We start from the raw sequence: 22,433 nt of genomic DNA on the forward strand, positions 1-22,433 counted from the left end.
ATGCGCATCGGCCTGCGCATCTTCCTCGGGTACTTCGCCATCGTGGCGCTGTGCGCGCTGTTGCTCGCGCGCGTGTTCGTCACCGAGATGAAGCCCGGCGTGCGGCAGGCGATGGAGGACACGCTGGTCGATACCTCCAACGTGCTGGCGGAACTGGCCACCGACGATTTCCTCGCCGGGTACATCGCCGACGGGCGTTTCGCCACGCGCGTGAAGGAACTCAAGGGTCGCGATTTCGGCGCCGAGATCTGGGGCTTCGGCAAGCGCGCGGCGAACTACCGCATCTACGTGACCGACGCGCACGGCATCGTGGTGTACGACAGCGACGGGCGCGACATCGGCAAGGACTACTCGCGCTGGAACGACGTGTACCGCACTCTGCGCGGGCAGTACGGCGCACGCTCCACGCGCAGCGATCCCAACGACGACGCCTCCACCGTCATGCACGTCGCGGCGCCCCTGCGCGATGCCAGCGGGAAGATCGTCGGCGTGCTCACGGTGGCGAAGCCGAACCAGGCACTCGCGCCCTTCATCGCGCGCAGCCAGCGCACCGTGATGCGCTGGGGTTGGGTGCTGATGGGCACCGCGCTCGCCATCGGCGTGCTGATGGCGTGGTGGATGTCGCGCCAGCTCGGCGACCTGCGTCGCTACGCTAACGCGGTGACTGCGGGCGAACGCGCGAGTCCGCCAAAATCCACCGGCGAATTCGGCGAGCTCGGGCAGGCGTTGGAGACCATGCGCGTGCGCCTGGAAGGCAAGCAATACGTCGAGCAGTACGTGCACAGCCTCACGCACGAGATGAAGAGCCCGCTCGCCGCCATCCGCGGGAGCGCGGAGCTGCTCGAATCGCCCATGGAAGAAGCGGACCGCGCGCGCTTCGCCACCAACATCCGCACGCAGAGCGAACGCCTCGCGGCGATGATCGACAAGCTGCTTGCGCTCGCGGCAGTGGAACACCGGCAGCACCTGGAAACGCGCGAGCGCGTGGACCTCGTGCCGCTCGTCGACGAGGCCATCGCGCATTGCGCACAGCGCCTCGGCGCCGCGCACGTGGCCGTGGCGCGCACAGGCGAGGCGCAGGCCTGGGTCGAAGGCGATCCCTTCCTGCTGCGCCAGGCCGTGGCCAACTTCATCGAGAACGCGGCCGCGTTCTCGCCCGCCGACAGCACGATCGAAGCGCACGTTGCACGCGAGGGCGATCGGGTGTCGCTGCTCGTCGCAGACCGCGGCGCGGGCATCCCCGACTACGCTTTGCCCCGCGTGTTCGAGCGCTTCTATTCCCTCCCGCGCCCGGATGGTGGCAGCCGCAGCAGCGGCCTGGGCCTGTGTTTCGTGGCGGAAGTGGCGGCGCTGCACGGCGGCACGGCCACGCTCGGCAACCGCGACGGCGGCGGCGCGGCGGCCACGCTGGTCCTCCCGGCCGCCTGACTTCACCTTCGCCTCACCATCCCGCCATCGCCCGCGCACGCGGCGGGGCGAGGCTGCGCGCGTCGCCCACTCCGGAAGGAAGCCGCCATGCGCCTCGCATTCAAGACCGTCGTCGTCGTGTTCCTCATGCTCGGGTTGTTGATCCCGTTGATGTTCATCCACGCCACCATCGCCGAGCGCCAGGAGTACCAGCGCCAGGCGACGCAGGACGTGGCGTCCAGTTCGGCGGGACAGCAGGCGCTGGTGGGGCCCGTGCTCGTGGTGCCTTACGTGGAGCAGGTCGAAGAGGAAGAGGCCGGGCCGCAAGGTGTGCGCAAAGTGCTGCGCGACCGGGCGGGGCAGTGGACCTTCTTCCCCGCAACGCTGTCGATCGAAGGCACGATGACGCCGCACACGCTCAAGCGCGGGCTGTACAGCGTGCCCGTGTACGAAATGGCGATGAACGCGCGCGCCACGATCCGCGCGCACATTCCCGTCGATGGCGAGCGCCCGCGCAGGATCGGCGTTCCCTATCTCAGTGTGGGCGTCGCGGACTCGCGCGGTTTCGTCGGGACGCCGTCGCTGAAGATCGATGGGCGGTCGATGCCGATCGTCGGCGGCTTCGGCAGCCGTCCGATCGGCGGCGTGCATGTGCGCCTGGCGGTGCCGCGCCCGGGCGATGACCTGGTGTTGCCGATCGCCTTCGACGCCACGCTCGCCGGTACGGAATCGCTCGCGCTCGTCCCGATCGCGCGCGACAACCGCTTCTCGTTGCGCTCCACGTGGCCCGACCCGATGTTCCAGGGCAGCTTCCTGCCGCGCACGCGGATGGTGGACGAACGCGGATTCCGCGCGAACTGGGAGATCTCTTCGCTCGCGAGCAATGCGCAGTCGCAGTTCCTCCAGGCCAGCGGTCAGCAGGACGCGTTGTGGCAGCTGGCCAAGGGCGGACGCAACATCGATGGCGTCGGCGTGGCGCTGATCAACGCCGTCGACGGTTACACGCTGGCCGATCGCGCGACGAAGTACGGGATCCTGTTCGTGCTGCTGACCTTCGTCGGCTTCTTCATGTTCGAACTGATCAAGCAGTTGCCGATCCACCCGATCCAGTACGGCCTCGTCGGCCTGGCACTCGCGATCTTCTTCCTGCTGCTGGTGAGCCTGAGCGAGCACATCCCGTTTGGTGCCGCCTACCTGGTCTCTGCAACGGCGTGCATCGGGTTGCTGGGCTTCTACCTGAGTGCGGTGCTGCGCAGCATCGCGCGTGGCCTCGGGTTCGCGGCGATGCTCGCGGCCTTGTATGCAGCGCTGTATGGCGTGCTCGTGTCGGAAGACAACGCGCTGGTGCTCGGCTCGGGCCTGCTGTTCTGCGTGCTGGCCACGATCATGATCGTCACGCGCAAGGTCGACTGGTACGCGCTGCAGCAGCAACGCAACCTGGCCTCGCAGCCCGCGTAGGGGTCAGAACAACGTCACCCCAGGAACCAGCCACAACGCGGCGCCGGCGATCGCAGATCCGATCGCCGTCGCCGCGAGCACGTCGGTGGGGTAGTGCAGGCCGAGCACGACACGCGAGACCGCCACGGTGGACGCGAAGGGGACGAGGACCCAGGCGAGCATCGGGTAGTGCGCGAGTGCGACCAGCGTGAACGCCACCGCGTGCAACGTGTGGCCGGAGGGGAAGCTGAACTCGTCGAGCGGTGCGACCCAGGCGCGGATGCGCGCATCGAAGGCGAAGGGCCGCGGACGCTTGGTCCAGTGCTTGAGCAGTTGGTAGAGGCCGAGCGCGATCGCGCCGGTGACCGCGAGGTGCGTGGCGGCGAACAAACCATCCCACCCGTCGAAGATCACCATGCCCGCCATCAGCGCGTACCAGGCGATGCCGTCGCCGAGGCGGCTGGCGATCGAGAACACGGTGCGCACGCTGGGGTTCGCGCACCAATGATTGGTCCGCAGGCACCATTCGGCGTCACGCCTAGGCAAGTGCACGTTGCGCATGGTCGCGCCTCCGCAGGGCGAGCAATTGCAGGAGCGCGTCGAATTCCGCCGCGACCTGGTCGGGATGCAGGTGTTCCACCGCCGCGCGCGTTGCGTGGCGCATGCGGCGCAACGCGATCGGATCCTGTGCGAGGCGCACGGCCGCGGTGACGAAGGCCGCCGCGTCGCCATCGGGCACGCGGATGCCGTGCTCGCCGTTGCGCAGGTGTTCGCGCGCCGCGCCGTAGTCGTAGGCGAGCGTCGGTACGCCGCTGGCCATCGCTTCGAGCGTCACGTTGCCGAAGGTTTCGCTGCGGCTCGGGAACAGGAACAGATCGCCGCTGGCGAAATGGCGCGCGAGGTCTTCGCCGCGTTGCAGGCCGCAGAACACGAGGTCGGGGTTCGCTTCGGCGAGCGGGCCACGCAGCGGGCCTTCGCCGACGAAGACGAAACGCGCGTCGGGCCGCACGCGTTCGATCGCGCGGAAGGCTTCGATCGCGAGCGCCAGGTTCTTTTCTGCCGCGATGCGGCCCACGTGCATGGCGACCAGCGTGCCGTCGCCGGCGCCCCATGCGGTGCGCAGGCGCGCGTCGCGCTTGGTCGGATGGAACAGCGTGCCATCGACGGCGCGCGCCAGTCGCATCGGATGCGTGAAGTGGCGATGCGCAAGCCAGTCCTGCAACTCGCGCGTGGCGACGAGCGTGGCATCGCCCGCGTTGTGGAAGCGGCGCATCCAGCGCAGCGCGAGCGGTTCCAGGAACGGGAAGCCGTAGTCGCGCATGTAATGGTCGAAGCGCGTGTGCAGGCCGGTCGCGATCGGCACGCCGAGGCGTCGCGCGACGCGGCGCGCGGCCCAACCGAGCGGACCTTCGGTGGCGATGTACACCGCATCCGGTGTCGACGCTTCCCAATGTTGCGCAAGCGCGCGCAGTGCAGGCGCGCCGAAACGCAGGCCGGGATAACGGGGCAGGGGGAAGCCGCGCACGAGCAGCGTGTCGTCGACGCGCTCGCCATCGTGCGCCTGGCGCGGGCGCACGAGCCCGATGTCGTGGCCCCGTTTGCGCAACCCGTGCGCGAGGCCTTCGACGGTCAGGGAGACGCCGTTGATTTCCGGCGGCCAGGTCTCGGTGACGATCGCGTAGCGCATGCCGGGCAGGCTGGGCTTGCGCGATGACGCGTCGGTGTCTCCCCTGTGACAGTTCGCCACAGGCGTGCATTCCGGGGCTTGACAGGGCCGGGTGTGTTGGCTGTACTAGTCGCCACAGTACACCTAGGACACCCCAGATGGCCCGGACCCAGGCCCTGATGCTCCAGATCGCGACCGGCGACCCCCGGCCGATCAGCAAGCAGATCGTCGACGCCGTGCGCATGAAGATCGCGACCGCCGAGCTGTCGCCCGGCGACCAGCTGCCCAGCGTCCGCGGCCTCGCGCAGCAACTCACGGTCAATCCGAACACCGTCGCCAAGGCCTATGCCGAACTCACCACGGAGGGCTGGCTCGAATCGCGGCAGGGTCTGGGCCTGTATGTCGCGACGCCGCGCCAACGATTGAGCGATGCCGAACGCTCGCGCCGCCTGGACGAGGCCATCGCGCGCTTCCTCCACGACGTCATCGCCCTGGATTACCCGCCGGATGAAGTGCAGGCCCGACTGCACCGCGAGTTCCTCGCGCTGGCCCCCCGCAAAAGCGCCTGACGCCCCGGAACCGACATGAGCCTCCCCAACGACTTCGTCATCGAAACCGACGCGCTCACCAAGCGCTACGGGCGCAAGCTGGCGCTCGACCATCTCGACCTGCGCATTCCGCGCGGTCGCATCCATGCCGTGGTCGGTGCGAACGGTGCAGGCAAGTCCACGCTGTTCCGCATCCTGCTCGGCTTCCTGCCGCCCACTGTCGGCACCGCGCGCATCCTGGGCCGCGACTCGCAGCGCCTCACGCCCGAAGACCGCGGCCGCATCGGCTTCGTCAATGAAGAACACACGCTGCCGGGCTGGATGCGCGTGACCGCGGTGACCGACATGCATCGCCGCCAGTATCCGCGCTGGAACGAAGATGCCTTCCGCGATGTGCTCGGGCATTACCACGTGTTGCCGGAACAGAAGGTCGGGCAGCTCTCGCGCGGCGAACGTGCAGGTTTCAACCTCGCGCTCGCGCTGGCGCAGGGGCCGGAACTGCTGGTGCTCGACGAACCGACGCTGGGCCTGGACGTGGTGGCCAAGCGCGCCTTCCTCGAATCGCTGATGTATAGCAACGCGACCGACGATTGTACGGTCATCTATTGCTCGCACCAGATGGAGGAGATCGAACGCGTCGCCGACAACCTGGTGATCCTCGAACGCGGACGCCTGATGCACATGTCGGCGCCCGACGAGTTCTGCGCGCGCGTCACGCACTGGGTGGCCGACATTCCATTCAAGGGACCGGACCCGCGTTCGGTGCCGGGCCTGCTGCAGTTGCAGCGCCTGGATGGACTGCACCACTACCTGGTGCTGGACCAGCAGGACGACTTCGCCGAATTCCTGCGCGCCAGCGGCGCGCGTTCGGTGCAGAGCATGCCGGTGAGCCTGGACCGCGCGGTCAACGGCTTCCTGGCGAAGAACCACGCAGCGCCCGACGCACAGCGCGCGCACGCATGAGGACCACGACGATGTTGGATCTGTTCAAGGCCGAGTTGTTGCGCTTCCGCTGGTGGGCCGCGGGGTGCGTGGCGTTGCAACTCGTGGTGCTGGGCTTCCTGACGCGCGTGGTGGATCTCGCGCAGCAGCCCTTGCTGGTCTATCGCGTGTTCGGCGCCGTGTATGCGGCCGCGGGCCTGTTGCTCGGGCTGTACCAGATGGGCGGCTATCGCCGGCCCAACACGTGGCTCAACCTGTTGCATCGTCCGCTTGCGCCATCGCGCATCGCCATCGCGTTGCTCGGCGCAGGCGCGGTGCTGCTCGCGGTGGGCGTACTGCTTCCGTTGCTCACGATCGCGGGTTGGCAGGAGGGCATGACGGCGCGCGTCGTCGACACGCGGCACCTGCTGCTGGTCGGTTCGGCCTGGATCGTGTCCTTGTGTGGCTATCTCGTCGGCGCGTACCTGATGCTGGCGGACAAGCGCCAGGGATATTGCGCGGCGGTCTTCCTGTTGCTGATCGTGTTCTCGCAGGCGACGGGCTTCGGCGCGGTCACGCTGCAGTTGCTTTCGCTCGCCTGGTTGCTCGCCATGGTGCTGGTCGCGTTCAAGCCCAGTCTCGGCACCCCTGCGCGCGGTGCGGCACGCACGTTCGTCGTCGCCGCGCCGATGACGATGATGATGTGGTTCGCGCTGGTGATGGTCGGGTTCGGCGCGGAGTTCCTGTGGATCGCGCAGGGCTCGCATCCGAACAACGTCGCGGTGCCGAATGTCGACGGCGAGAAGGAAATCGAAGTGCTCGACGGCAAGGCCCTGTTCGTGAAGGGCCTGCGCAACAGCACCGATCCGGAAGCGCCGCTGTGGCGCGAGCAGGCGGCGATCGCGGACATCGACGGCCTGTTCCCTGGCCTGGGCGAAGCGCCGGCACGCAACCAGCTGACCAACATCGCGCCGATGGAATTCGACGATCCGCAGCGCCGCGTGCGTTGGGTCTTCAGCCACGACACGATGCGCTTCGAAGGCTACAGCCTGGTCGACAAGCGCGCGGTCGGCACGTTGGGCATGGCGGGGAATGCGCCGTTCCCGGCGCCCGTGCTGCCCGTCGGCGACAACCTGCTGGTCGATCGCTCGACGGTGTATCAGTTCGACGAGGACGCGAACCTCATCGTCCCGCGTGCGCGCCTGCCCGGCGGCGAGGCAATCACCGGCTACGGCAAGGCTGGCGACGACTTCGTGCTGGTCGGCGAGCGCGCGCTGTATTTCTATGACGCCCGTGCATTCGACGGCAGCGACGGCCTGCTTGCGCCGCGCCTGCGCGTGCCGGTGCCCGGCCGCATGGGCGACGTGCAGCGCATCGACGCAATGGAACTGCTTGATGGTTGGCTGCTCTCGTTCTCCTTCGCGCGTTCGTCCTACAACGCCGAAGGCACGCTGCCTTACCAGCAGATCGTGCGGGCATTCGACGACGGGCGATCGGCCACGGTGGCGCGCCGCGAGATCGCGCGCGACTACCCCGATGCCTGGCGCTACCAGAACTGGTATCCCTCGCCGGTGCTCTACACGGTGCAGAAGGCGGTGAAGAATGCGTTCGCGGGCGAGATGCGCCCCCTGCAAATGGCGACGGCCCCCGTCCCGCGCGCGATGCAAGTGTTCGCAGGCGTGCTGATGTTGCTCTCGATGCTCGGTGCCCTGTGGCGCGTGCGGCACACGGATCTGTCGCGCGCGGCGCGCATCGGTTGGGTGCTCGCGTGCGGCTTGTTGAGCGTGCCTGCGCTGATGGCGCTATGGGCGATGTATCCAGCACGCGAAACGGTGCCTGACGATCTCGTCGCGCATCCCGCCATGGCCTGATCGGAGAAACCTCGATGGCGATGTTCCCGAAGCGGTTCGGGTGGGCGTGGCTTGCCTGTGCGATGGCCTTCGCGCCGCAGGTGCCGGCGCAGGAGGTGGTGGACGCCGCGGCGCTGCGTGCGGAAGTCGCGAAGGAACGTGCGCGTCCGATCTCCCCTCGGTTCCCGCGCGTTGCCTTCCTCGCGCAACCCGTGCTGCTTGGCGCGTGGTTGTCGCCCGATGGACGCCAGGTGGCCTACCTGCGCGAAGCGGGGCGCAATCGCAGCGTGTGGGTCGTGTCCACGGCGGGCGGTGCGCCGAAGCAACTGCTGGCGCAGACCGAGGCGACGCAATTGGCCTGGTCGCGCGATGCCCGCTGGTTGTTCCTGCCGTCGCCGCGCCAGTTGTTTGCGCTGGCTGCGGCCGGGCAGGGTGGGTCGCGTGCGATCGCGAAACTCGGTGGCACGTGGGAGCGCGATTTCGAAGGCGCCGATCCCGCGCGGCCCGATGCGGCGATCGTGTCCGAATCCCCGCCGCTGGTCTCGCGCCTGCCCAAGCGCTGGCGCGTGTATCGCGTGGATGCGTCGGGGCGCGAAACCTTGCTGCACGAGGATGCGCGACAGGTCGTGCAGGTCGCCTTCGATGCGCGAGGTCGGCTGGCCTTCCTCGTTCGCGTGGAGGACCACCATTACGTCGTGCATCGCGTGCACGACGGCCGACTCGTACCGGCGCTGCGTTGCGGTGACCTCGCGCGCTGCATGTTGCTTGGCGCATCGGACGATGGGCGCGAGGCATGGCTGCGCACCGATGTGGGCTCCGACCTCGATCGCCTCGCGCGGCTGGATGCGACGAACCGCTTGCAGACATTGCAGGCCGATCCGCGCAACGAAGCCGACCTGGACGACGTGGCGTTCGATCCGGCCACGCGCACGCCTCTGTTTGCGCGCTACCGCAGTACGGTTGCGGCCACGTACGGGTTGACCCCGGAGGCGCGCGATCATCTCGCTGCCATCCAGTCAAAGCTGGCCAACCGCGACCTGCGCATCGAGGTCGGCCGCGCGCGTTGGCTCGTGCACGACCGCGCGACCACGCTGAAGGGCGAGCGCCTGCATCTGTACGATCCCGCAACGCGCACCTTGCGCGAGCTGGCGCTCGATCCCGCCGTTGCATACCGCAACAAGCCCGCGCCCGCCCTCCCCGAAGCCGCGATGGCGCGCAAGATCGCGTTCACCTGGCGCGCCTCCGACGGCATGCCGATCCACGGCTTCGTCCTCGTGCCCCCCGGCATCGACCCCGCGCGCGCGCCGCTGGTCGCGCACGTGCATGGCGGTCCCTTCAATCTCTTCCGTCCCGAGTTCACGGGCATCGGCCAGATGCTCGCCAATCGCGGCTACATCGTGTTCGAACCCAACTTCCGCGGTTCGACGGGCCATGGCCAGGCCTACATGCGCGCGGGCCGCGGCGATTTCGGCAACGGCCGCGTGCAGCGCGACATCGTCGAAGGCGTGCAGGCCCTGCACGCGCAAGGCATCGGCGATCCCGCGCGTACGGGCATCATCGGCGCATCGTTCGGCGGCTACTCGGCGCTGCAGGGCGTGACCTTCCAGCCGGAGGTCTTCAAGGTCGGCATCGCCGCGGTACCGCCCGCCGATCTCGGCTGGGTGCTGCGCTGGTATGCACAAAGCCCGGACACGACGGCGCGAGGGATTCCGCTCGCAACGACCATGCGCCTGCTCGACCTCGATCCCGCGAGCCCAACGGTCGCCGAACGCCTGCGTGCGCAATCGCCGATCGCGAACGTCGACCGCCTGTCACGCCCCGTGCTGCTGTTCGCGGGTGCGGAAGACGAGCGCGTGCCGATCCGCAGCGTCATGCACTACGCCGCGGCGCTCGCCTCGCGCGGCAAGGATGTCAGCCTGCTCGTCGATCCGAACGGCAGCCACCAGTTGCCCGACCCGCGCACGCGCGAGGCGTATTTCTATCTCGTGGAAACGATGCTGCACCGTCGCCTCGACGGCGCGGCGCCCGAACCCGCGGATGCAGCGCTGCAGGCGTTCGTCTCGCGCAACCTGCGTTTGCGAGGTCGCGACCTCGACAACGAACCGAAATCTCAGGCCGCTTCGACGCGCAAGGTGACGCCGAGCCCGGCGATGTAGTCGGGCTCGCCGCCGAGGTCCTGGCGCAGCAACGGGCGCTGTTCGAACCAGCGCTTGTCGAGCGTGAGCACCAGCGTGTCGCCGCTGGCCTTCGCGTCGATGCGCGGGATGTCGTCGGCTTCGTGCGAGCGATGCAGCAACACCGCGATGCGCAGCAAGGCCGCCACGCGCTTGGCGCTGGTGAGCAGGCGGTCGGGGATGGTGTCGAACGCGTTCTTCGTGATGTTGCGCCGGTGCGTGCGCACGAGGGCGGCAAGCACGCGCTGTTCCTGCTGAGAGAAACCCGCGATGTCGGAGTTCTCGAGGATGTAGGCGCCGTGCACGTGGTACTGGCTGTGCGCGATGGCAAGACCCAGTTCGTGCACACGTGCGGCGCGCGCGAGCATGCGGCGGTCGTCGTCGCTGAGCCCCCAGGCGTCCTGCACCTGGTCGAACAGCTCCATCGCGGTTTCCTCGACGCGCTGGGCCTGCGCGACGTCGACGCCGTAGCGTTCCATCAACGCAGCGACGGAGACATCGCGCGAATCGTCGGCGCCACCGCGGCCGAGCATGTCGTACAGCGCGCCTTCTCGCAGCGCGGCCTTGCTCACGGCCATGCGTTCCAGGCCGAGCACGATGAAGGCCGCCTCGAGGATCAGCAAACCGCCCGCGATGCTCGGGCGCCGTTCGCTCGACATGCCGGGCAGGTCGATGTCGGCGATGGTGTCGGCCTGCAGCAGCTTGTCGCGCACCTGTGGCAACGCAACGGCGGTGATCGCGCCCTTGGTGAGTTTCATCGCGGCGCAGATATCGCCGATCGCCTTGATGGTGCCGGAGGAGCCCAGGGCTTCCTGCCACCCGAGCGAGCGATACACGCCCGCGAACTGCTGGAACTCGGCGGCGACTTCGGTGAGCGCGGACTTCCAGCGCTTGCGCGAGAGCTTGCCGTCGGGAAAGAAGTGGCGCGTGCTCGCCACGCATCCCGCCTGGAGGCTTTCGCGTTCGATCGCTTCCAGGCCGCTGCCGATGATGCTTTCGGTCGAGCCACCACCGATGTCGATCACCAGCCGGCGTTCGCCGGGTTTCGGCGGTTGCGCATGCGCGACGCCGAGGTAGATCAGGCGCGCTTCTTCGCGGCCGGAGACGACTTCGATCGCATGGCCGAGCGCGGTTTCCGCGGGGAGCAGGAAGGACTGCGGATTCTTGAGCTGGCGCACCGTGTTGGTGGCGATCACGCGCACGCGCCACGGCGGAATGTCGCGGATGCGCTGGCCGAAACGTTCGAGGCTTTCGAGTGCGCGCTGGCGCACCTCGGGCGAAAGACCGCCCTTGCCGTCGAGCCCTTCGGCCATGCGCACCATGTCGCGCAGGCGATCGACCACGCGCAACTGACCGAGCACTTGCCGGGCGACCACCATGTGGAAGCTGTTCGACCCCAGGTCGACCGCGGCGAGCAGGTCGCCGTCCTGCAACGGCATCGCGGTCGCGCGTGGGCGGGCGAGGATGTCGTTCACGTGCACAGTTTCGCCAGCAGGCACGCCTGCGCCGAATGCGGCATGTGGTGGTCGTCCGGCGCGAGCTTGCGATACGTGCCGTCGGCCTGCAGTTCCCAGGCGTTGACGTTGTCGGCGAGGTAGTTCGCCAGCGCCTCGTCGTACACGCGCGCGGCGAGGTCCGGCGTGAGGATCGGAAAGCCGGTTTCGATGCGACGCAGCAGGTTGCGCTCGAGCCAGTCGGCGCTGGAGCAGAAGAGTTCGGGCGCGCCGTCGTTGGCGAACCAGTACACGCGATGGTGTTCCAGGAAGCGGCCGACGATGGAACGCACGCGGATGTTGTCCGACACGCCCGGCACGCCCGGGCGCAGCGTGCATGCGCCGCGCACGATCAGGTCGATGCGCACGCCGGCCTGCGAGGCCACGTACAGCGCGCGGATCACCTGCGGCTCATTGAGCGCGTTCATCTTCGCGATGATGTGCGCGGGCTTGCCTGCGCGCGCATGTTTGGTCTCGCGATCGATCCGCTGCAGCACGCCCGCATGCAGCGTGAAGGGCGATTGCAGCAGGCGCTTGAGCTTGATCGCCGGCGCAAGGCCGGAGAGCTGGCGGAAGATCAGGTCGACGTCGTTGCCGATGTCGGGGTCGGCGGTGATCAGGCCGAAGTCGGTGTACGCACGCGTAGTGCCCGAGTGGTAGTTGCCGGTGCCCAGGTGCACGTAGCGGCGCAGCTTGCGACCTTCGCGACGCACGATGAGCAGCATCTTGGCGTGCGTCTTGTAGCCGACCACGCCGTACACGACCTGCACGCCCGCATCCTGCAGGCGATCGGCGAGGCCGAGGTTGGCTTCTTCATCGAAGCGCGCGCGCAGTTCGACCACCACCGTGACGTCCTTGCCGTTGCGCGCGGCCTGCACGAGCTGGTCGACGATCGGCGAATCCTTGCCGGTGCGGTACAGCGTCTGCTTGATCGCCAGCACGTTCGGGTCTTCGGCCGCCTGCTTGATCAGCTCCAGCACCGGCGCGAAGGAATCGAAGGGGTGGTGCAGCAGCACATCGCCTTCGTTGACGCGTTCGAAGATCGCGTCCGTGTCGCGCAATGCGCGCGGCTGGAACGGAGGGTATTTCAGGTCCGGGCGCTGCACCAGGTCGTAGACCTGGATCACGCGGTTGAGGTTGACCGGGCCGTTGATGCGATAGACCGCGTTCTCCGGCAGGTCGAAGTTGACCAGCAGCGTGCGCACGATGTCGTTCGGGCACTGCTCGGCGATCTCCAGGCGCATCGCGCGCAGGTAACCGCGGCCGACGAGTTCGTCGCGCAAGGCGAGCGCGAGGTTCTCGACTTCCTCTTCGTCGACGATCAGTTCGGAATTGCGCGTGACGCGGAACTGGTACGCGCCCTTGACCTGCATGCCCGGAAACAGCTCGTCGACGAAGGCCGACAGGACCGCGGAGAGGAACACGAAGTCGCTCGGGCCGCCGGAGACTTCCGGCGGGATCTGGATGATGCGCGGCAGCGAACGCGGCGCGCGCACGATCGCCAGGTGCCCGGCGCGGCCGAACGCGTCCTTGCCCTTGAGCACGACGACGATGTTCAGCGACTTGTTGAGGATCTTCGGGAACGGATGCGCCGGATCCAGGCCGAGCGGCGAGAGCACCGGCAGGATTTCGTCGCAGAAGTATTCGCGCAGCCAGCGCGTCTGCTTCGCGCTCCACGCATCGCGCGGCAGGATGCGCACGCCGGCGGCGTTGAGCTGCGGGCGCAGTTCTTCGTTCCAGCAGCGGTATTGCGAATCGACGAGGTCGGCGGCGCGATCGTGGATTTCCTTGAGCACCGACTGCTGCGGCATGCCGTCGGGACCGGCGGGCAGGCCGAAGTCCTGCGCATGGCGGACGGTGGCGGCGCGGATCTCGAAGAATTCGTCGAGGTTGGTGCAGGAGATGCACAGGTAGCGCAGCCGTTCCAGCAGCGGCACCTGCGGGTCGCGCGCCTGTGCGAGCACGCGGAAGTTGAAGTCGAGCTGCGACAGCTCACGATTCGAGTACAGCGCGATGTCGCGCAGCGGATCGGTCTCGCCGGCGGGTTCGGCCGGCACGGGGGTGGGGACGGCGCTCATCGTGGGGATTCTATGCCCGTGGACCCGAAGCGCGATTCGCGCGCCGGATCGGTCTCGAAATCGTGGAGCTCTTCGCGCGGCAGCACGCGCTCGGGGCCGAAATGGCAGGCGAAGGTGCTGCCCTGTCCCACGGCGCTCTCGATCGACAAGCGCGCCTGGTGCAGGTTGAGGACGTGCTTGACGATGGCCAGGCCGAGGCCCGTGCCGCCGCTTTCGCGCGAGCGGCTCGTGGAAACGCGATAGAAACGTTCGGTGATGCGCGGCAGGTGCGCTTCTGGGATACCGAAGCCGGTGTCGGTGACGGCGAGCACGGCGCCACCCGCTTTGTCGGCGCCGAGGTCCGGCGCGAAGCGGATCCTGATCGTGCCGCCCGCCGGCGTGTAGCGCACCGCGTTGCTCACCAGGTTGGAGAACGCACTGTGCAATTCCTTGGTCGAGCCGCGCAGGTCGAGCGGCGCTTCATCCTCGAGCACGACGCGGTGGCGGCCCTGGCTCAGCGCTTCGGCTTCGCGACGCAGCGTGGCGAGCATCGGCGCCATCGACACCGGATCGTCCACCACGCCTTCCTGCGCTTCCAGGCGCGAGAGCGTGAGCAGGTCTTCGACCAGCTGCGTCATGCGCTGCGATTGCCGCTGCATTTCCGCGAGCATCGGCGCCCAGTCGGGATTGTCGGCGGGATCGAGCAGGTCGAGGTAACCGTGCACGACGGTGAGCGGCGTGCGCAGTTCGTGCGAGACGTTGGCGACGAAATCGCGGCGCATCTGCTCCAGGCGCATGAGCTTGCTGACATCGCGCGCGACCAGCAGCCACAACTCGTCGGAGTACGGGATCAGGCGCAGGCTCAGGCGCATGCTCGGATCCACGGGCGAGGCGGTGTCGAGCAGCGGTTCGGCGTTGCGTCCGGCAGCGAGCCAGCGCGAGAGCGACATCGTGTGCAGGCGATCGCCGAGCGGTGAGCCGAGGTCGCGCGGATATTGCAGGCCCAGCAGCGACGAGGCCGCAGGGTTGAACCACTGCACGCGCTGGCTGTTGCGTTCGAGCACGACCACCGCATCGGGCAGGGCCATCGCCGCTGCGCGATACGCACGCAGCATCGCGACCAAGCGACGCTTGCGCGTGCGCACGTCGGCCTGGCTGCGATGCAGCAATCGGTCGAGTTCGTTCCACACGCCATCGCCCTGCGGTGGCGGCTGCCGGGTGCGCGCGGTGAGGCGTTCGAGCACGCCGCGCAGTTTCCAGTAATGCCAGGCGACCACGCCGAGCGCGGCGAAGGTGACCACCGGCCAGACATGGTGCACGGCGACGCCCACGACCACCGCCGCGCCGAGGATGGCGGCGAGCTGGCCGAGGGTCAGGGTCCAGGCACTGCGTGCGCGGGGTGGCATGCGCCCCAGTCTAGACGGCTGCGGAGAAGCGGTAACCGGCGCCGCGCACGGTCTGGACCATTTCGTCCAGGCGATGCGGTTCCAGCGTCTTGCGCAGGCGCCGGATGTGCACGTCCACGGTGCGTTCCTCGACGTACACGCTGCCGCCCCACACGTGGTCGAGCAGCTGCGAGCGCGTGTAGACGCGTTCGGGGTGGGTCATGAAGAAATGGAGCAGGCGGTATTCGGTCGGGCCGATCTGCACCGGCGCCTCGTCGGCGAACACGCGGTGCGCCGCGCCATCGATGCGCAGCGGGCCGACCTTGACGCTGCCGTCCTCGTCGTCCTCGCGCGAACGGCGCATGACGGCGCGGATGCGGGCCAGCAGTTCGCGGGCGGAGAAGGGTTTGACGACGTAGTCGTCGACGCCGGCTTCGAGGCCGCCCACCCGGTCGTTCTCCTCGCCACGGGCGGTGAGCATGATGATCGGGATCTCGCGGGTCAGCGATTCCTTGCGCCAGCGACGGGCCAGGTCCAGGCCGCTGGTGCCCGGGAGCATCCAGTCGAGCAGGATGAGGTCGGGGACCTTGTCGGCGATGGCGGCTTGCGCCTCGCGGGCGTCGGCGGCATGGATGGGATCGAATTCGCCCCTGCGGAGGGCGAAGGCGACCATGTCGCGGATCGCAGGCTCGTCGTCGACGATGAGGATGCGTTTCTGCATGACTGGGGGATGGCGCCTGTTTCGTGGGCGAATGGTGCCATTGGACGACGCTTTTGTGACGGTGGGGTGACACCGTCACATGGACCGGGCTGAGGTCGCCCCGCGCCCCCGGGCTCAGTCCTGGAGAACCTCGTCCTTCACGCCCTGGCGGCGGAGCTCGAGCACGGTCGGCGTGATCGCGGCGATGCGGGCGTCGATGCGGGCGCGGGCGTAATAGTCGAGGTCGCCGCGCTTCTTGAGGTTTTCCAGCTGCATCAGGGCCCGTTCGGGGCGGCCGTTGAGGTACTCGGCCTCGGCGTGGGCTTCCCCGGCGCGGACCGGGTCGCCGGCCAGGTCGCTCGCGCGGCCGAAGGTCTCCTGGTAGGTCGGGTCGTCCGACGCGCTCGCCGCGAGCGGCCGCAGCACCGACTGCGCGCGCTTGCCGGAGGCCGCATCGCCTCGTTCGGCGAGCACCTGCGCATAGGTCAGCGCGACCGGCCGGTTGCGCGGCATGCGGTCGAGCAGGGCCTGGAAACGCTTGTCGGCTTCGGCGTGCTTGCCGGCGTGGCTTTCGGCTTCGCCCATCGCCAGTTGCAGCCACAGGTCGCCGGGGTGGCGTTCGATCAGCGGCGCGAGTTCCGCCATCGCGGCCGAAGGCTGGTTCGACAACAGGCGGGCGAGGGCGAGGCCGTAACGTTGCGAATCGTCCAACGGCGCCTTGTTGGTCATCTGCTCGTATTCGCGGATCGCCTGCGCAGGCGTGTCGGCGCTGAGCACGCGCAGGCGTTCCTTCGCGTAACCGAACACACCGGTGCCGGCCGGCGTCAGGCCCTGGTCGGGCAGGCGCAGGTTGGACGGCAACAGCGGATTCGCGGAAGCCCCGCCGGCAGCGAACGAGTTCTGCGGCTTCATCTGCGCCGCGCGTTCCTTCGCTTCGCTGATGCGCGTGACGGTGATCGGGTGCGTTTGCAGGTAGTCGGGCGTGCGTTCTTTTTCGCCGCCCTGGTTCACGCGCACCCAGCCTTGCAGCGTGGTGAAGAATTCGGCCATCGCGTTCGGGTCGTAGCCGCTGCGCGCGAGCGTCTGCATGCCGACGCGGTCGGCTTCGGCTTCGTTGTCGCGGGTGTAGTTGATCTGGCGCTGGTACATGAGCGCCTGGCCTGCGGAGAGCGCCGCCATGGTGGCGTCGTCGCTCGAGTTACCGCCGGCCTTCTGCGCGACCATGATCGCGCCGAGCATCGCCAGCAGAATCGGCACGCTGTCCTTCTGCGCGCGCTCGACGCCGCGCAGCACGTGGTCCTGCGTGACGTGCGCGATTTCGTGCGAGAGCACGCTGGCCACCTGGTCTTCGCGCGAGGCGGCGAGCACCAGGCCGGCGTTGGTCGCGATGTAACCGCCCAGCGTGGCGAACGCGTTGATCTGGCGGTCCTTCAGCAGGAAGAAGGTGAACTGCTGGCGCGGGCGGTCGCTGTTGGCGGCGAGGCGATGGCCCACCGACTGCAGCCAGTCCTCCAGCAGCGGATCCTCCAGCACGTAGCCGTAATGGCGCAGCTGGCTCAGCGTCATCGCGCCGTAGGCTTCCTGCTGTTTTGGATTCAGCATCTGTCCGGCGGAGGAGCCGATGTCGGGCAGGCGGTTGCCGGTGGTCTGCGCGGCGATCGGCGCAGCCACGACAAGCGTGGCCAGCGCGGCGCAAAGGGAGGCGGACAGGAGGCGAAGACGGGGCATGGCGCGCTCGAACTTACTCCAGGGACACGCGGCGTGACGCATCGGTGAAACCACAGTGTTGCACGGGCAGTCAGGCTCGGGGGGTGGAAAACCCCCTGCCGGTCACCGCATATTGCCGACCAGCCAGCAGGACCGAAGTTCAGGAGTTCCGAAGTGACCCATCCCGTGATCACCCTCTACAGCACCGCCATCTGCCCGTACTGCGTCGCCGCCAAGAACTTCCTCAAGAGCAAGGGCTTGAGCTGGACGGAAGTGCGCATCGACACCGCGCCGGGCGAGCGCGAAAAGATGGTGGCGCTGACGCGGCGCACCAGCGTGCCGCAGATTTTCGTCGGAGATCACCACGTGGGCGGCTACGACGACATGATGGCGCTGCACCGCTCCGGGCAGTTCGAACCCTTGCTGGTGGCCGCATGAGCGCGCCCAGCGGCGGTGGCGACGAAGCGGATCGCGTCCGCCAGTTCACCGAATTCCGCAAGCGCATGAACGAGCGGATCCTGGCCGAGCCGAACCAGGTCGTCCGCCGCTTCTTCGCGCTCGACACGCAGACCTACCACGCCGGCGCGCTCGACGTGAAGACCAAGGAGCTGCTGGGCCTGGTCGCCTCGATGGTCCTGCGCTGCGACGACTGCATCAGCTACCACGTGGCGCAGTGCCGCGAGGCGGGCGTGAACCGCGACGAGATGTTCGAAGCCTTCTCCGTCGGGCTGGTGGTCGGTGGTTCGATCGTGATCCCGCACTTGCGGCGGGCGGTGGACTTCCTCGACCGCCTCGAGTCCGGCGACGCGGCCGCCGCGCCGGCCCACGACCACGGTTGAACCCTACGGTGCCGGACGGAGGCGAAGCCCCGTCTGGCATAATGGCGGGCTTCGCAGTCCGGACGCCCCCTCATGCAGACCCCCGCGCAACACACCATCACCGTCCTTCGCGGCGACGGCATCGGCCCCGAGATCATGGACGCCACGCTCCATGTCCTGGACACGATGAACCTCGGCCTGCAGTACGAGTACGCCGAAGCCGGCATGACGGCGCTGGAGAAGGTGGGCGAACTGCTCCCGGCCGCGACGATGGATTCGATCCGCAAGAACCGCATCGCGCTGAAGAGCCCGCTCACCACGCCGGTCGGCGAAGGCTTCAGCTCGATCAACGTCGAACTGCGCAAGCGCTTCGACCTGTACGCCAACGTGCGTCCGGCCAAGAGCTTCCCGAACACCAAATCGCGCTTCGCCTCGGGCGTCGACCTGATCACCGTGCGCGAGAACACCGAAGGCGCGTACATCGGCGAAGGCCAGTCCGTGTCGGAAGACGGCGAGACCGCGCTGCTCACGCAGAAGGTCACGCGCCGCGGCTCCGAGCGCATCGTGCGCTACGCGTTCGAGCTGGCGCGCCGCACCGGTCGCAAGAAGGTGACGGTGGTGCACAAGGCCAACATCCTGAAGTCGACCTCGGGCCTGTTCCTCAAGACGGCGCGCATCGTGGCGGCCGAATATCCCGACATCCAGTGCAACGAGATGATCGTGGACAACACCTGCATGCAGCTGGTGATGAAGCCGGAGCAGTTCGACATCATCGTGACGACGAACCTGTTCGGCGACATCATTTCCGACCTGTGCGCCGGCCTCGTCGGCGGCCTCGGCCTCGCGCCGGGCGCGAACATCGGCACCGATGCGGCGATCTTCGAGGCCGTGCACGGCTCGGCGCCGGACATCGCGGGCAAGGGCATCGCCAATCCCTGCGCGTTGCTGCTCGCGGCCGCGCAGATGCTCGACCACATGGGCATGACCGACAAGGCGACGCGCCTGCGCGAGGCGATCATCGCCACGCTCGAGGCGAAGGATTCGCTGACGCCGGACCTGGGCGGGGAGGGCAACACGATGTCCTTCGCCAAGGCGATCGCCAAGCGCGCTGCGGTCTGAGTCGGATCGTCGCGACGCAATGAAAACGGCGCCCTTCGGCGCCGTTTTTTGTTGCAGCGTAGTGCGCGTTACTTGCGCAACTTCGCGAGCAGGCGCAGGAATTCGACGTACAGCCACACCAGCGTCACCATCAGGCCGAACGCGCCGTACCACTCCATGTGCTTCGGTGCGCCCCGTTCGACGCCCTGCTCGATGAAGTCGAAATCGAGCACGAGGTTGAGCGCGGCCACGACGACGACGAACAGGCTGAAGCCGATGCCGATCAGGCCCGACTCGTGGATGTACGGGATGCGGATGCCGAAGAACGACAGCGCGATCGTCGCCAGGTAGATCAGCGCGATGCCGCCGGTGGCGGCGACCACGCCGAGCTTGAAGTTCTCCGTCGCCTTGATCAGGCCGCTGCGGTACGCGAACAGCAGGGCGAACAGCGTGCCGGTCGTCAGCATCACCGCCTGCAGCACGATGCCGTTGAAGCGTGCGTCGTACAGCGCGGAAATCGCGCCGAGGAACAGGCCTTCGAACAGCGCGTACAGCGGCGCGGTGACCGGCGACCAGGCCGGCTTGAAGATGGTCGCGAAGGCGAACACGAGCCCGCCGATCAGGCCGCCCCAGAGATACAAGCCGAAATTGGCCGAGGGGCCTTCGGGTCCGATCGCGACGCTGTTCCAGGCGAAGGCCGCGGTGAGGACCGCGAGGAAGAGGAGCACCGCAGTGCGGTGGACCGTTCCGTTGAGCGTCATCGCCTCGCCGTCGCGGGAGACGACCGTGCCGCTGGAGAGGTCCAGGAACGTGGTTTCCTTGAGTGCCGGGTTGCCGGTTCGGAGCATCGGGACAGTCCTTGGTGGTGTGTTGGCGGCCCCGAGCATAGAATTCCCGGGCATCGGGGTATAGCGCAGTCTGGTAGCGCGCCTGCTTTGGGAGCAGGATGTCGGGGGTTCGAATCCCTCTACCCCGACCATTTTTTCGTTCGGCTTCTTTGCGCCCGTAGCTCAACCGGATAGAGCACCGGCCTTCTAAGCCGGCGGTTACAGGTTCGAGTCCTGTCGGGCGCGTTCGGGGTTCGCTGGACTCTACCCGGTGCGCGCAACGCTTTCTCGGCGAAAGTTCTGGCGGCGTCAGGCCAGATTCCTCCCCGTCGGTCACATCGGGTGGTGAAGGGCGTCTTTGTCCGTAGTCGACAGGAGACGCCGATATGCCTTGGTTCCGATGGTTGGTTTCCGCGTTCGCGATCGCCTTTCCGGTGCTGTTCGCTGCGTACTTGCTGCGCGGGCAATCGATGTCCCACGCACTGAGCGAATCGCTCGCGTGGGGCGCGATCAGTGCCTGGGTGTTCGTGATGGGGAAGATCAACAACGTGCGGCGCGGGCGGCGGTGCGCCGCGTGCGAGACGTTGGCGGAGTGAGCGCGCGGCGTTCCTGCGCCGCGCGCCCTGCGCGCGTTACTTCGCGGTGGATTCGGGCTTCGGCGTCGCAGCCGCAGCGTCGGTCTTGGCCACGGGCTTCGGGGCGGGGGCATCGCTGTTGGCGGTCAACGCCGCGACATACCACTGGCCGTCGATGCGCTTCCACACGAGCAGGTACTTGCCGACGTCTTCGACATCGCCGTTCGGCGTGCCGTACACGATGTCGTTGACGCCGATCTCGTAGGCGAGGTCGCCAGAGACTTCGATGTGCTTGGGCGTGCCCACCAGCTTCTTGACGCCCGACTGGCTGAACCATCCCTTGTAGGCTTCCAGGATTTCCGTGCTGCCCTGGAATTGCGGCGCGCCGTGCATCTGGCCCACGGCGTCGGGTGCCCAGAACGCGGCGGAGGCCTCGGCGTCGAAACGGCCCTCGGCGGCCTGGAAGTCCGCGCTGCGCTTCTGCAGGGCCGGGTCTTCGCCGGCGAAGGCGAGGGAAGTCGCGAGCAAGGCGCTGGTGGCGACGATCAGGGCAAGGCAACGTCCACGCATGGTCGATCCTCGATGGGCCGCGAAGTGCGGCGCGTCCATCGGAAAACGGATTTCCAAGCGGCTGATCGGCCAGAAACGACGCAAAAAGGTCGCGCGGCGCTTGCAACCTGCGGGCGACTCCTGAAAAATAGCCGGCCGTTCGCGACATTTGTGTGGCGAACGTTGTTTCAGTGGTGGCTGTAGCTCAGTTGGTTAGAGTACTGGATTGTGATTCCAGATGTCGGGGGTTCGAGTCCCCTCAGCCACCCCACTTTCGTTTCACCGGCCGCATGATTACAATGCGCGCCCTCGGGGCCGTTAGCTCAGTTGGTAGAGCAGTTGACTCTTAATCAATAGGTCCAAGGTTCGAATCCTTGACGGCCCACCAATTCCGAGAATGAAATCAGGCACTTAGGGAAACCTAGGTGCCTTTTTTTTGCCTCGCTCCTGGACCGCATTTTCCGAAAATTGCCCGATCATTTTCCGAGAACATCCCTGAGACCGTTGATTTGCTTGCTTAGAGCAATTGATTCTTGATCAACAGCTTTAAGGCGTTCCTTGGCGGAGGGGTCGTGCTCAACGAAGATCATCGGAACAACCTGCGGGGCCGAGCCGATGCCGTCGCCAGTTCCATCCACTTGGCTTGGACGTACTTCCAGATTCTCAAAGGGATGCAGGAGGCGTCAGCCGACGACCCAGAGTCGCCATTGACGCACCCGCACGCATACGACGCGATTTATCGCGCCGTGTTCCACGCCCTGTACCTTGCGGTCGGACAAGTAACAGATACGCGCAAGGACGTTGAGTCCCTAAACACGCTTGAGGCTATGGCGCGCCGCTACCCCGTCGAGCGCGAGAAGGTCGCGAAGGTCCACCGGGTTGTTCTAGGCGTCATACGACCAGACTCTGATTCGCCGCTTAGTCGGCTGCGGCGATGGCGTGATCTGCATGCCGCACACCGGACAATGGATGCTTCCAACCCGGCGTTCTATGTCGAGAACAAGTTGAACTTGGGGGAAGTAGAGCAGGCGATTGCTTCGTTAGACGCCGCATTGAGCGAGATTTCCTGGGAGCTGCTTGGCTACCGCTATTTGAACCGTGATTCGACCGAGGTTGTCGCGGCAAGCTGTGCCGCCCTGCTCACTCGGTACGGGCAACTTGGCCGAGCCGGCGGCGTAGAGGGGGCCTCCAACCCAAAGGCGTAGCGGGCGACTGCGCATA

General features: G+C 67.4%; 20 protein-coding genes and 4 tRNA genes. 15 read left to right on the top strand and 9 right to left on the bottom strand.

What is annotated here, in order from left to right:
* Together creC and creD are read left to right on the top strand one after the other, a co-directional pair.
* Positions 1–1,428 carry a two-component system sensor histidine kinase CreC gene (gene creC / locus LVB87_RS08905; protein WP_232897634.1) on the top strand — a complete coding sequence of 476 codons (1,428 nt, stop codon included), beginning with the start codon at positions 1–3 and terminating at the stop codon, positions 1,426–1,428.
* Between the two features lie 87 nt (positions 1,429–1,515).
* Positions 1,516–2,865: a cell envelope integrity protein CreD gene (gene creD, locus LVB87_RS08910; RefSeq protein WP_232897635.1), complete on the top strand. Its 1,350-nt coding sequence runs from the start codon at positions 1,516–1,518 to the stop codon at positions 2,863–2,865.
* 3 nt (positions 2,866–2,868) lie between these two features.
* On the opposite strand, the gene LVB87_RS08915 is transcribed toward creD, so the two are convergent.
* Entirely contained in the window at positions 2,869–3,405 is a 537-nt protein-coding gene (locus tag LVB87_RS08915; protein ID WP_232897636.1) for a phosphatase PAP2 family protein, read from the bottom strand.
* The gene (locus LVB87_RS08920; protein WP_232897637.1) at positions 3,383–4,531 is read right to left on the bottom strand and encodes a glycosyltransferase family 1 protein; all 1,149 of its coding nucleotides are present in this window, start codon (positions 4,529–4,531) and stop codon (positions 3,383–3,385) included. Before LVB87_RS08920 ends, LVB87_RS08915 begins: the two co-directional genes overlap by 23 nt.
* Positions 4,532–4,668: 137 nt before the next feature.
* Between LVB87_RS08920 and LVB87_RS08925 the strand changes: the two genes are divergently transcribed.
* From LVB87_RS08925 to LVB87_RS08940, 4 genes are read left to right on the top strand one after another with little or no spacing between them, the layout of a single operon-like run.
* Complete coding sequence (locus LVB87_RS08925; RefSeq protein WP_232897638.1) at positions 4,669–5,079, top strand: GntR family transcriptional regulator; 411 nt, start codon at positions 4,669–4,671, stop codon at positions 5,077–5,079.
* 15 nt (positions 5,080–5,094) lie between these two features.
* The gene (locus tag LVB87_RS08930) at positions 5,095–6,021 is read left to right on the top strand and encodes an ABC transporter ATP-binding protein (RefSeq protein WP_232897639.1); all 927 of its coding nucleotides are present in this window, start codon (positions 5,095–5,097) and stop codon (positions 6,019–6,021) included.
* An 11-nt stretch (positions 6,022–6,032) separates the two neighbouring features.
* Positions 6,033–7,850 (top strand): hypothetical protein, encoded by a 1,818-nt coding sequence (locus LVB87_RS08935; RefSeq protein WP_232897640.1) that lies wholly within the window; start codon positions 6,033–6,035, stop codon positions 7,848–7,850.
* Between the two features lie 14 nt (positions 7,851–7,864).
* The gene (locus LVB87_RS08940; protein WP_232897641.1) at positions 7,865–9,985 is read left to right on the top strand and encodes a prolyl oligopeptidase family serine peptidase; all 2,121 of its coding nucleotides are present in this window, start codon (positions 7,865–7,867) and stop codon (positions 9,983–9,985) included.
* Here LVB87_RS08940 and ppx read toward each other — a convergent pair.
* From ppx to LVB87_RS08965, 5 genes are all read right to left on the bottom strand, one after another.
* The gene (ppx, locus tag LVB87_RS08945; RefSeq protein WP_232900523.1) at positions 9,940–11,442 is read right to left on the bottom strand and encodes an exopolyphosphatase; all 1,503 of its coding nucleotides are present in this window, start codon (positions 11,440–11,442) and stop codon (positions 9,940–9,942) included. The genes LVB87_RS08940 and ppx overlap by 46 nt on opposite strands.
* Positions 11,443–11,474: 32 nt before the next feature.
* On the bottom strand, positions 11,475–13,574 hold the full coding sequence (gene ppk1, locus LVB87_RS08950; RefSeq protein WP_232897642.1) for a polyphosphate kinase 1: 2,100 nt from the start codon (positions 13,572–13,574) through the stop codon (positions 11,475–11,477).
* Positions 13,571–14,959: a phosphate regulon sensor histidine kinase PhoR gene (phoR, locus tag LVB87_RS08955; protein WP_232897643.1), complete on the bottom strand. Its 1,389-nt coding sequence runs from the start codon at positions 14,957–14,959 to the stop codon at positions 13,571–13,573. Before phoR ends, ppk1 begins: the two co-directional genes overlap by 4 nt.
* A 10-nt stretch (positions 14,960–14,969) precedes the next feature.
* On the bottom strand, positions 14,970–15,659 hold the full coding sequence (phoB, locus tag LVB87_RS08960) for a phosphate regulon transcriptional regulator PhoB (protein WP_232897644.1): 690 nt from the start codon (positions 15,657–15,659) through the stop codon (positions 14,970–14,972).
* A gap of 114 nt (positions 15,660–15,773) precedes the next feature.
* Positions 15,774–17,366, bottom strand: a complete 1,593-nt coding sequence (locus LVB87_RS08965) for a M48 family metalloprotease (RefSeq protein WP_232897645.1) — start codon at positions 17,364–17,366, stop codon at positions 15,774–15,776.
* A gap of 153 nt (positions 17,367–17,519) precedes the next feature.
* Here LVB87_RS08965 and grxC point away from each other — a divergent pair, with 153 nt between their 5' ends.
* From grxC to LVB87_RS08980, 3 genes are all read left to right on the top strand, one after another.
* On the top strand, positions 17,520–17,783 hold the full coding sequence (gene grxC / locus LVB87_RS08970) for a glutaredoxin 3 (protein WP_232897646.1): 264 nt from the start codon (positions 17,520–17,522) through the stop codon (positions 17,781–17,783).
* Complete coding sequence (locus LVB87_RS08975) at positions 17,780–18,184, top strand: carboxymuconolactone decarboxylase family protein (protein ID WP_232897647.1); 405 nt, start codon at positions 17,780–17,782, stop codon at positions 18,182–18,184. The genes grxC and LVB87_RS08975 overlap by 4 nt, the downstream gene beginning before the upstream one ends.
* A gap of 72 nt (positions 18,185–18,256) precedes the next feature.
* Entirely contained in the window at positions 18,257–19,282 is a 1,026-nt protein-coding gene (locus tag LVB87_RS08980) for an isocitrate dehydrogenase (protein WP_232897648.1), read from the top strand.
* A 68-nt stretch (positions 19,283–19,350) separates the two neighbouring features.
* Here the strand turns inward: LVB87_RS08980 and LVB87_RS08985 are convergent, their stop codons facing one another.
* Positions 19,351–20,109, bottom strand: coding sequence for a Bax inhibitor-1/YccA family protein (locus LVB87_RS08985; RefSeq protein ID WP_232897649.1), 759 nt, complete (start codon positions 20,107–20,109; stop codon positions 19,351–19,353).
* Between the two features lie 54 nt (positions 20,110–20,163).
* Between LVB87_RS08985 and LVB87_RS08990 the strand changes: the two genes are divergently transcribed.
* From LVB87_RS08990 to LVB87_RS09000, 3 genes are all read left to right on the top strand, one after another.
* Positions 20,164–20,240 (top strand) — tRNA-Pro (locus tag LVB87_RS08990).
* A 20-nt stretch (positions 20,241–20,260) separates the two neighbouring features.
* A tRNA-Arg gene (locus LVB87_RS08995) sits at positions 20,261–20,334 on the top strand.
* Between the two features lie 140 nt (positions 20,335–20,474).
* Positions 20,475–20,684 (top strand): hypothetical protein, encoded by a 210-nt coding sequence (locus LVB87_RS09000; protein ID WP_232897650.1) that lies wholly within the window; start codon positions 20,475–20,477, stop codon positions 20,682–20,684.
* Positions 20,685–20,720: 36 nt separating this feature from the next.
* Here LVB87_RS09000 and LVB87_RS09005 read toward each other — a convergent pair whose 3' ends face one another.
* On the bottom strand, positions 20,721–21,233 hold the full coding sequence (locus tag LVB87_RS09005) for a nuclear transport factor 2 family protein (protein ID WP_232897651.1): 513 nt from the start codon (positions 21,231–21,233) through the stop codon (positions 20,721–20,723).
* 173 nt (positions 21,234–21,406) lie between these two features.
* Here LVB87_RS09005 and LVB87_RS09010 point away from each other — a divergent pair.
* The 3 genes from LVB87_RS09010 (at position 21,407) to LVB87_RS09020 (ending at position 22,417) form a co-directional block, all read left to right on the top strand.
* Positions 21,407–21,483: transfer RNA gene (locus LVB87_RS09010), tRNA-His, on the top strand.
* A 41-nt stretch (positions 21,484–21,524) separates the two neighbouring features.
* Positions 21,525–21,600 (top strand) — tRNA-Lys (locus LVB87_RS09015).
* Between the two features lie 184 nt (positions 21,601–21,784).
* Entirely contained in the window at positions 21,785–22,417 is a 633-nt protein-coding gene (locus tag LVB87_RS09020) for a hypothetical protein (protein WP_232897652.1), read from the top strand.
* Positions 22,418–22,433 lie beyond the last annotated feature (16 nt).

The sequence above is a fragment of the Lysobacter sp. KIS68-7 genome (assembly GCF_021284745.1).
Classification (GTDB): domain Bacteria; phylum Pseudomonadota; class Gammaproteobacteria; order Xanthomonadales; family Xanthomonadaceae; genus Noviluteimonas.

Excerpts from the sequence above, each read along its gene's own strand:
- creC (WP_232897634.1), top strand. The coding sequence starts at position 1 with ATGCGCATCGGCCTGCGCATCTTCCTCGGGTACTTCGCCATCGTGGCG.
- creD (WP_232897635.1), top strand. The coding sequence starts at position 1,516 with ATGCGCCTCGCATTCAAGACCGTCGTCGTCGTGTTCCTCATGCTCGGG.
- LVB87_RS08915 (WP_232897636.1), bottom strand. The coding sequence starts at position 3,405 with ATGCGCAACGTGCACTTGCCTAGGCGTGACGCCGAATGGTGCCTGCGG.
- LVB87_RS08920 (WP_232897637.1), bottom strand. The coding sequence starts at position 4,531 with ATGCGCTACGCGATCGTCACCGAGACCTGGCCGCCGGAAATCAACGGC.
- LVB87_RS08925 (WP_232897638.1), top strand. The coding sequence starts at position 4,669 with ATGGCCCGGACCCAGGCCCTGATGCTCCAGATCGCGACCGGCGACCCC.
- LVB87_RS08930 (WP_232897639.1), top strand. The coding sequence starts at position 5,095 with ATGAGCCTCCCCAACGACTTCGTCATCGAAACCGACGCGCTCACCAAG.
- LVB87_RS08935 (WP_232897640.1), top strand. The coding sequence starts at position 6,033 with ATGTTGGATCTGTTCAAGGCCGAGTTGTTGCGCTTCCGCTGGTGGGCC.
- LVB87_RS08940 (WP_232897641.1), top strand. The coding sequence starts at position 7,865 with ATGGCGATGTTCCCGAAGCGGTTCGGGTGGGCGTGGCTTGCCTGTGCG.
- ppx (WP_232900523.1), bottom strand. The coding sequence starts at position 11,442 with ATGCCGTTGCAGGACGGCGACCTGCTCGCCGCGGTCGACCTGGGGTCG.
- ppk1 (WP_232897642.1), bottom strand. The coding sequence starts at position 13,574 with ATGAGCGCCGTCCCCACCCCCGTGCCGGCCGAACCCGCCGGCGAGACC.
- phoR (WP_232897643.1), bottom strand. The coding sequence starts at position 14,959 with ATGCCACCCCGCGCACGCAGTGCCTGGACCCTGACCCTCGGCCAGCTC.
- phoB (WP_232897644.1), bottom strand. The coding sequence starts at position 15,659 with ATGCAGAAACGCATCCTCATCGTCGACGACGAGCCTGCGATCCGCGAC.
- LVB87_RS08965 (WP_232897645.1), bottom strand. The coding sequence starts at position 17,366 with ATGCCCCGTCTTCGCCTCCTGTCCGCCTCCCTTTGCGCCGCGCTGGCC.
- LVB87_RS08975 (WP_232897647.1), top strand. The coding sequence starts at position 17,780 with ATGAGCGCGCCCAGCGGCGGTGGCGACGAAGCGGATCGCGTCCGCCAG.
- LVB87_RS08980 (WP_232897648.1), top strand. The coding sequence starts at position 18,257 with ATGCAGACCCCCGCGCAACACACCATCACCGTCCTTCGCGGCGACGGC.
- LVB87_RS08985 (WP_232897649.1), bottom strand. The coding sequence starts at position 20,109 with ATGCTCCGAACCGGCAACCCGGCACTCAAGGAAACCACGTTCCTGGAC.
- LVB87_RS09000 (WP_232897650.1), top strand. The coding sequence starts at position 20,475 with ATGCCTTGGTTCCGATGGTTGGTTTCCGCGTTCGCGATCGCCTTTCCG.
- LVB87_RS09005 (WP_232897651.1), bottom strand. The coding sequence starts at position 21,233 with ATGCGTGGACGTTGCCTTGCCCTGATCGTCGCCACCAGCGCCTTGCTC.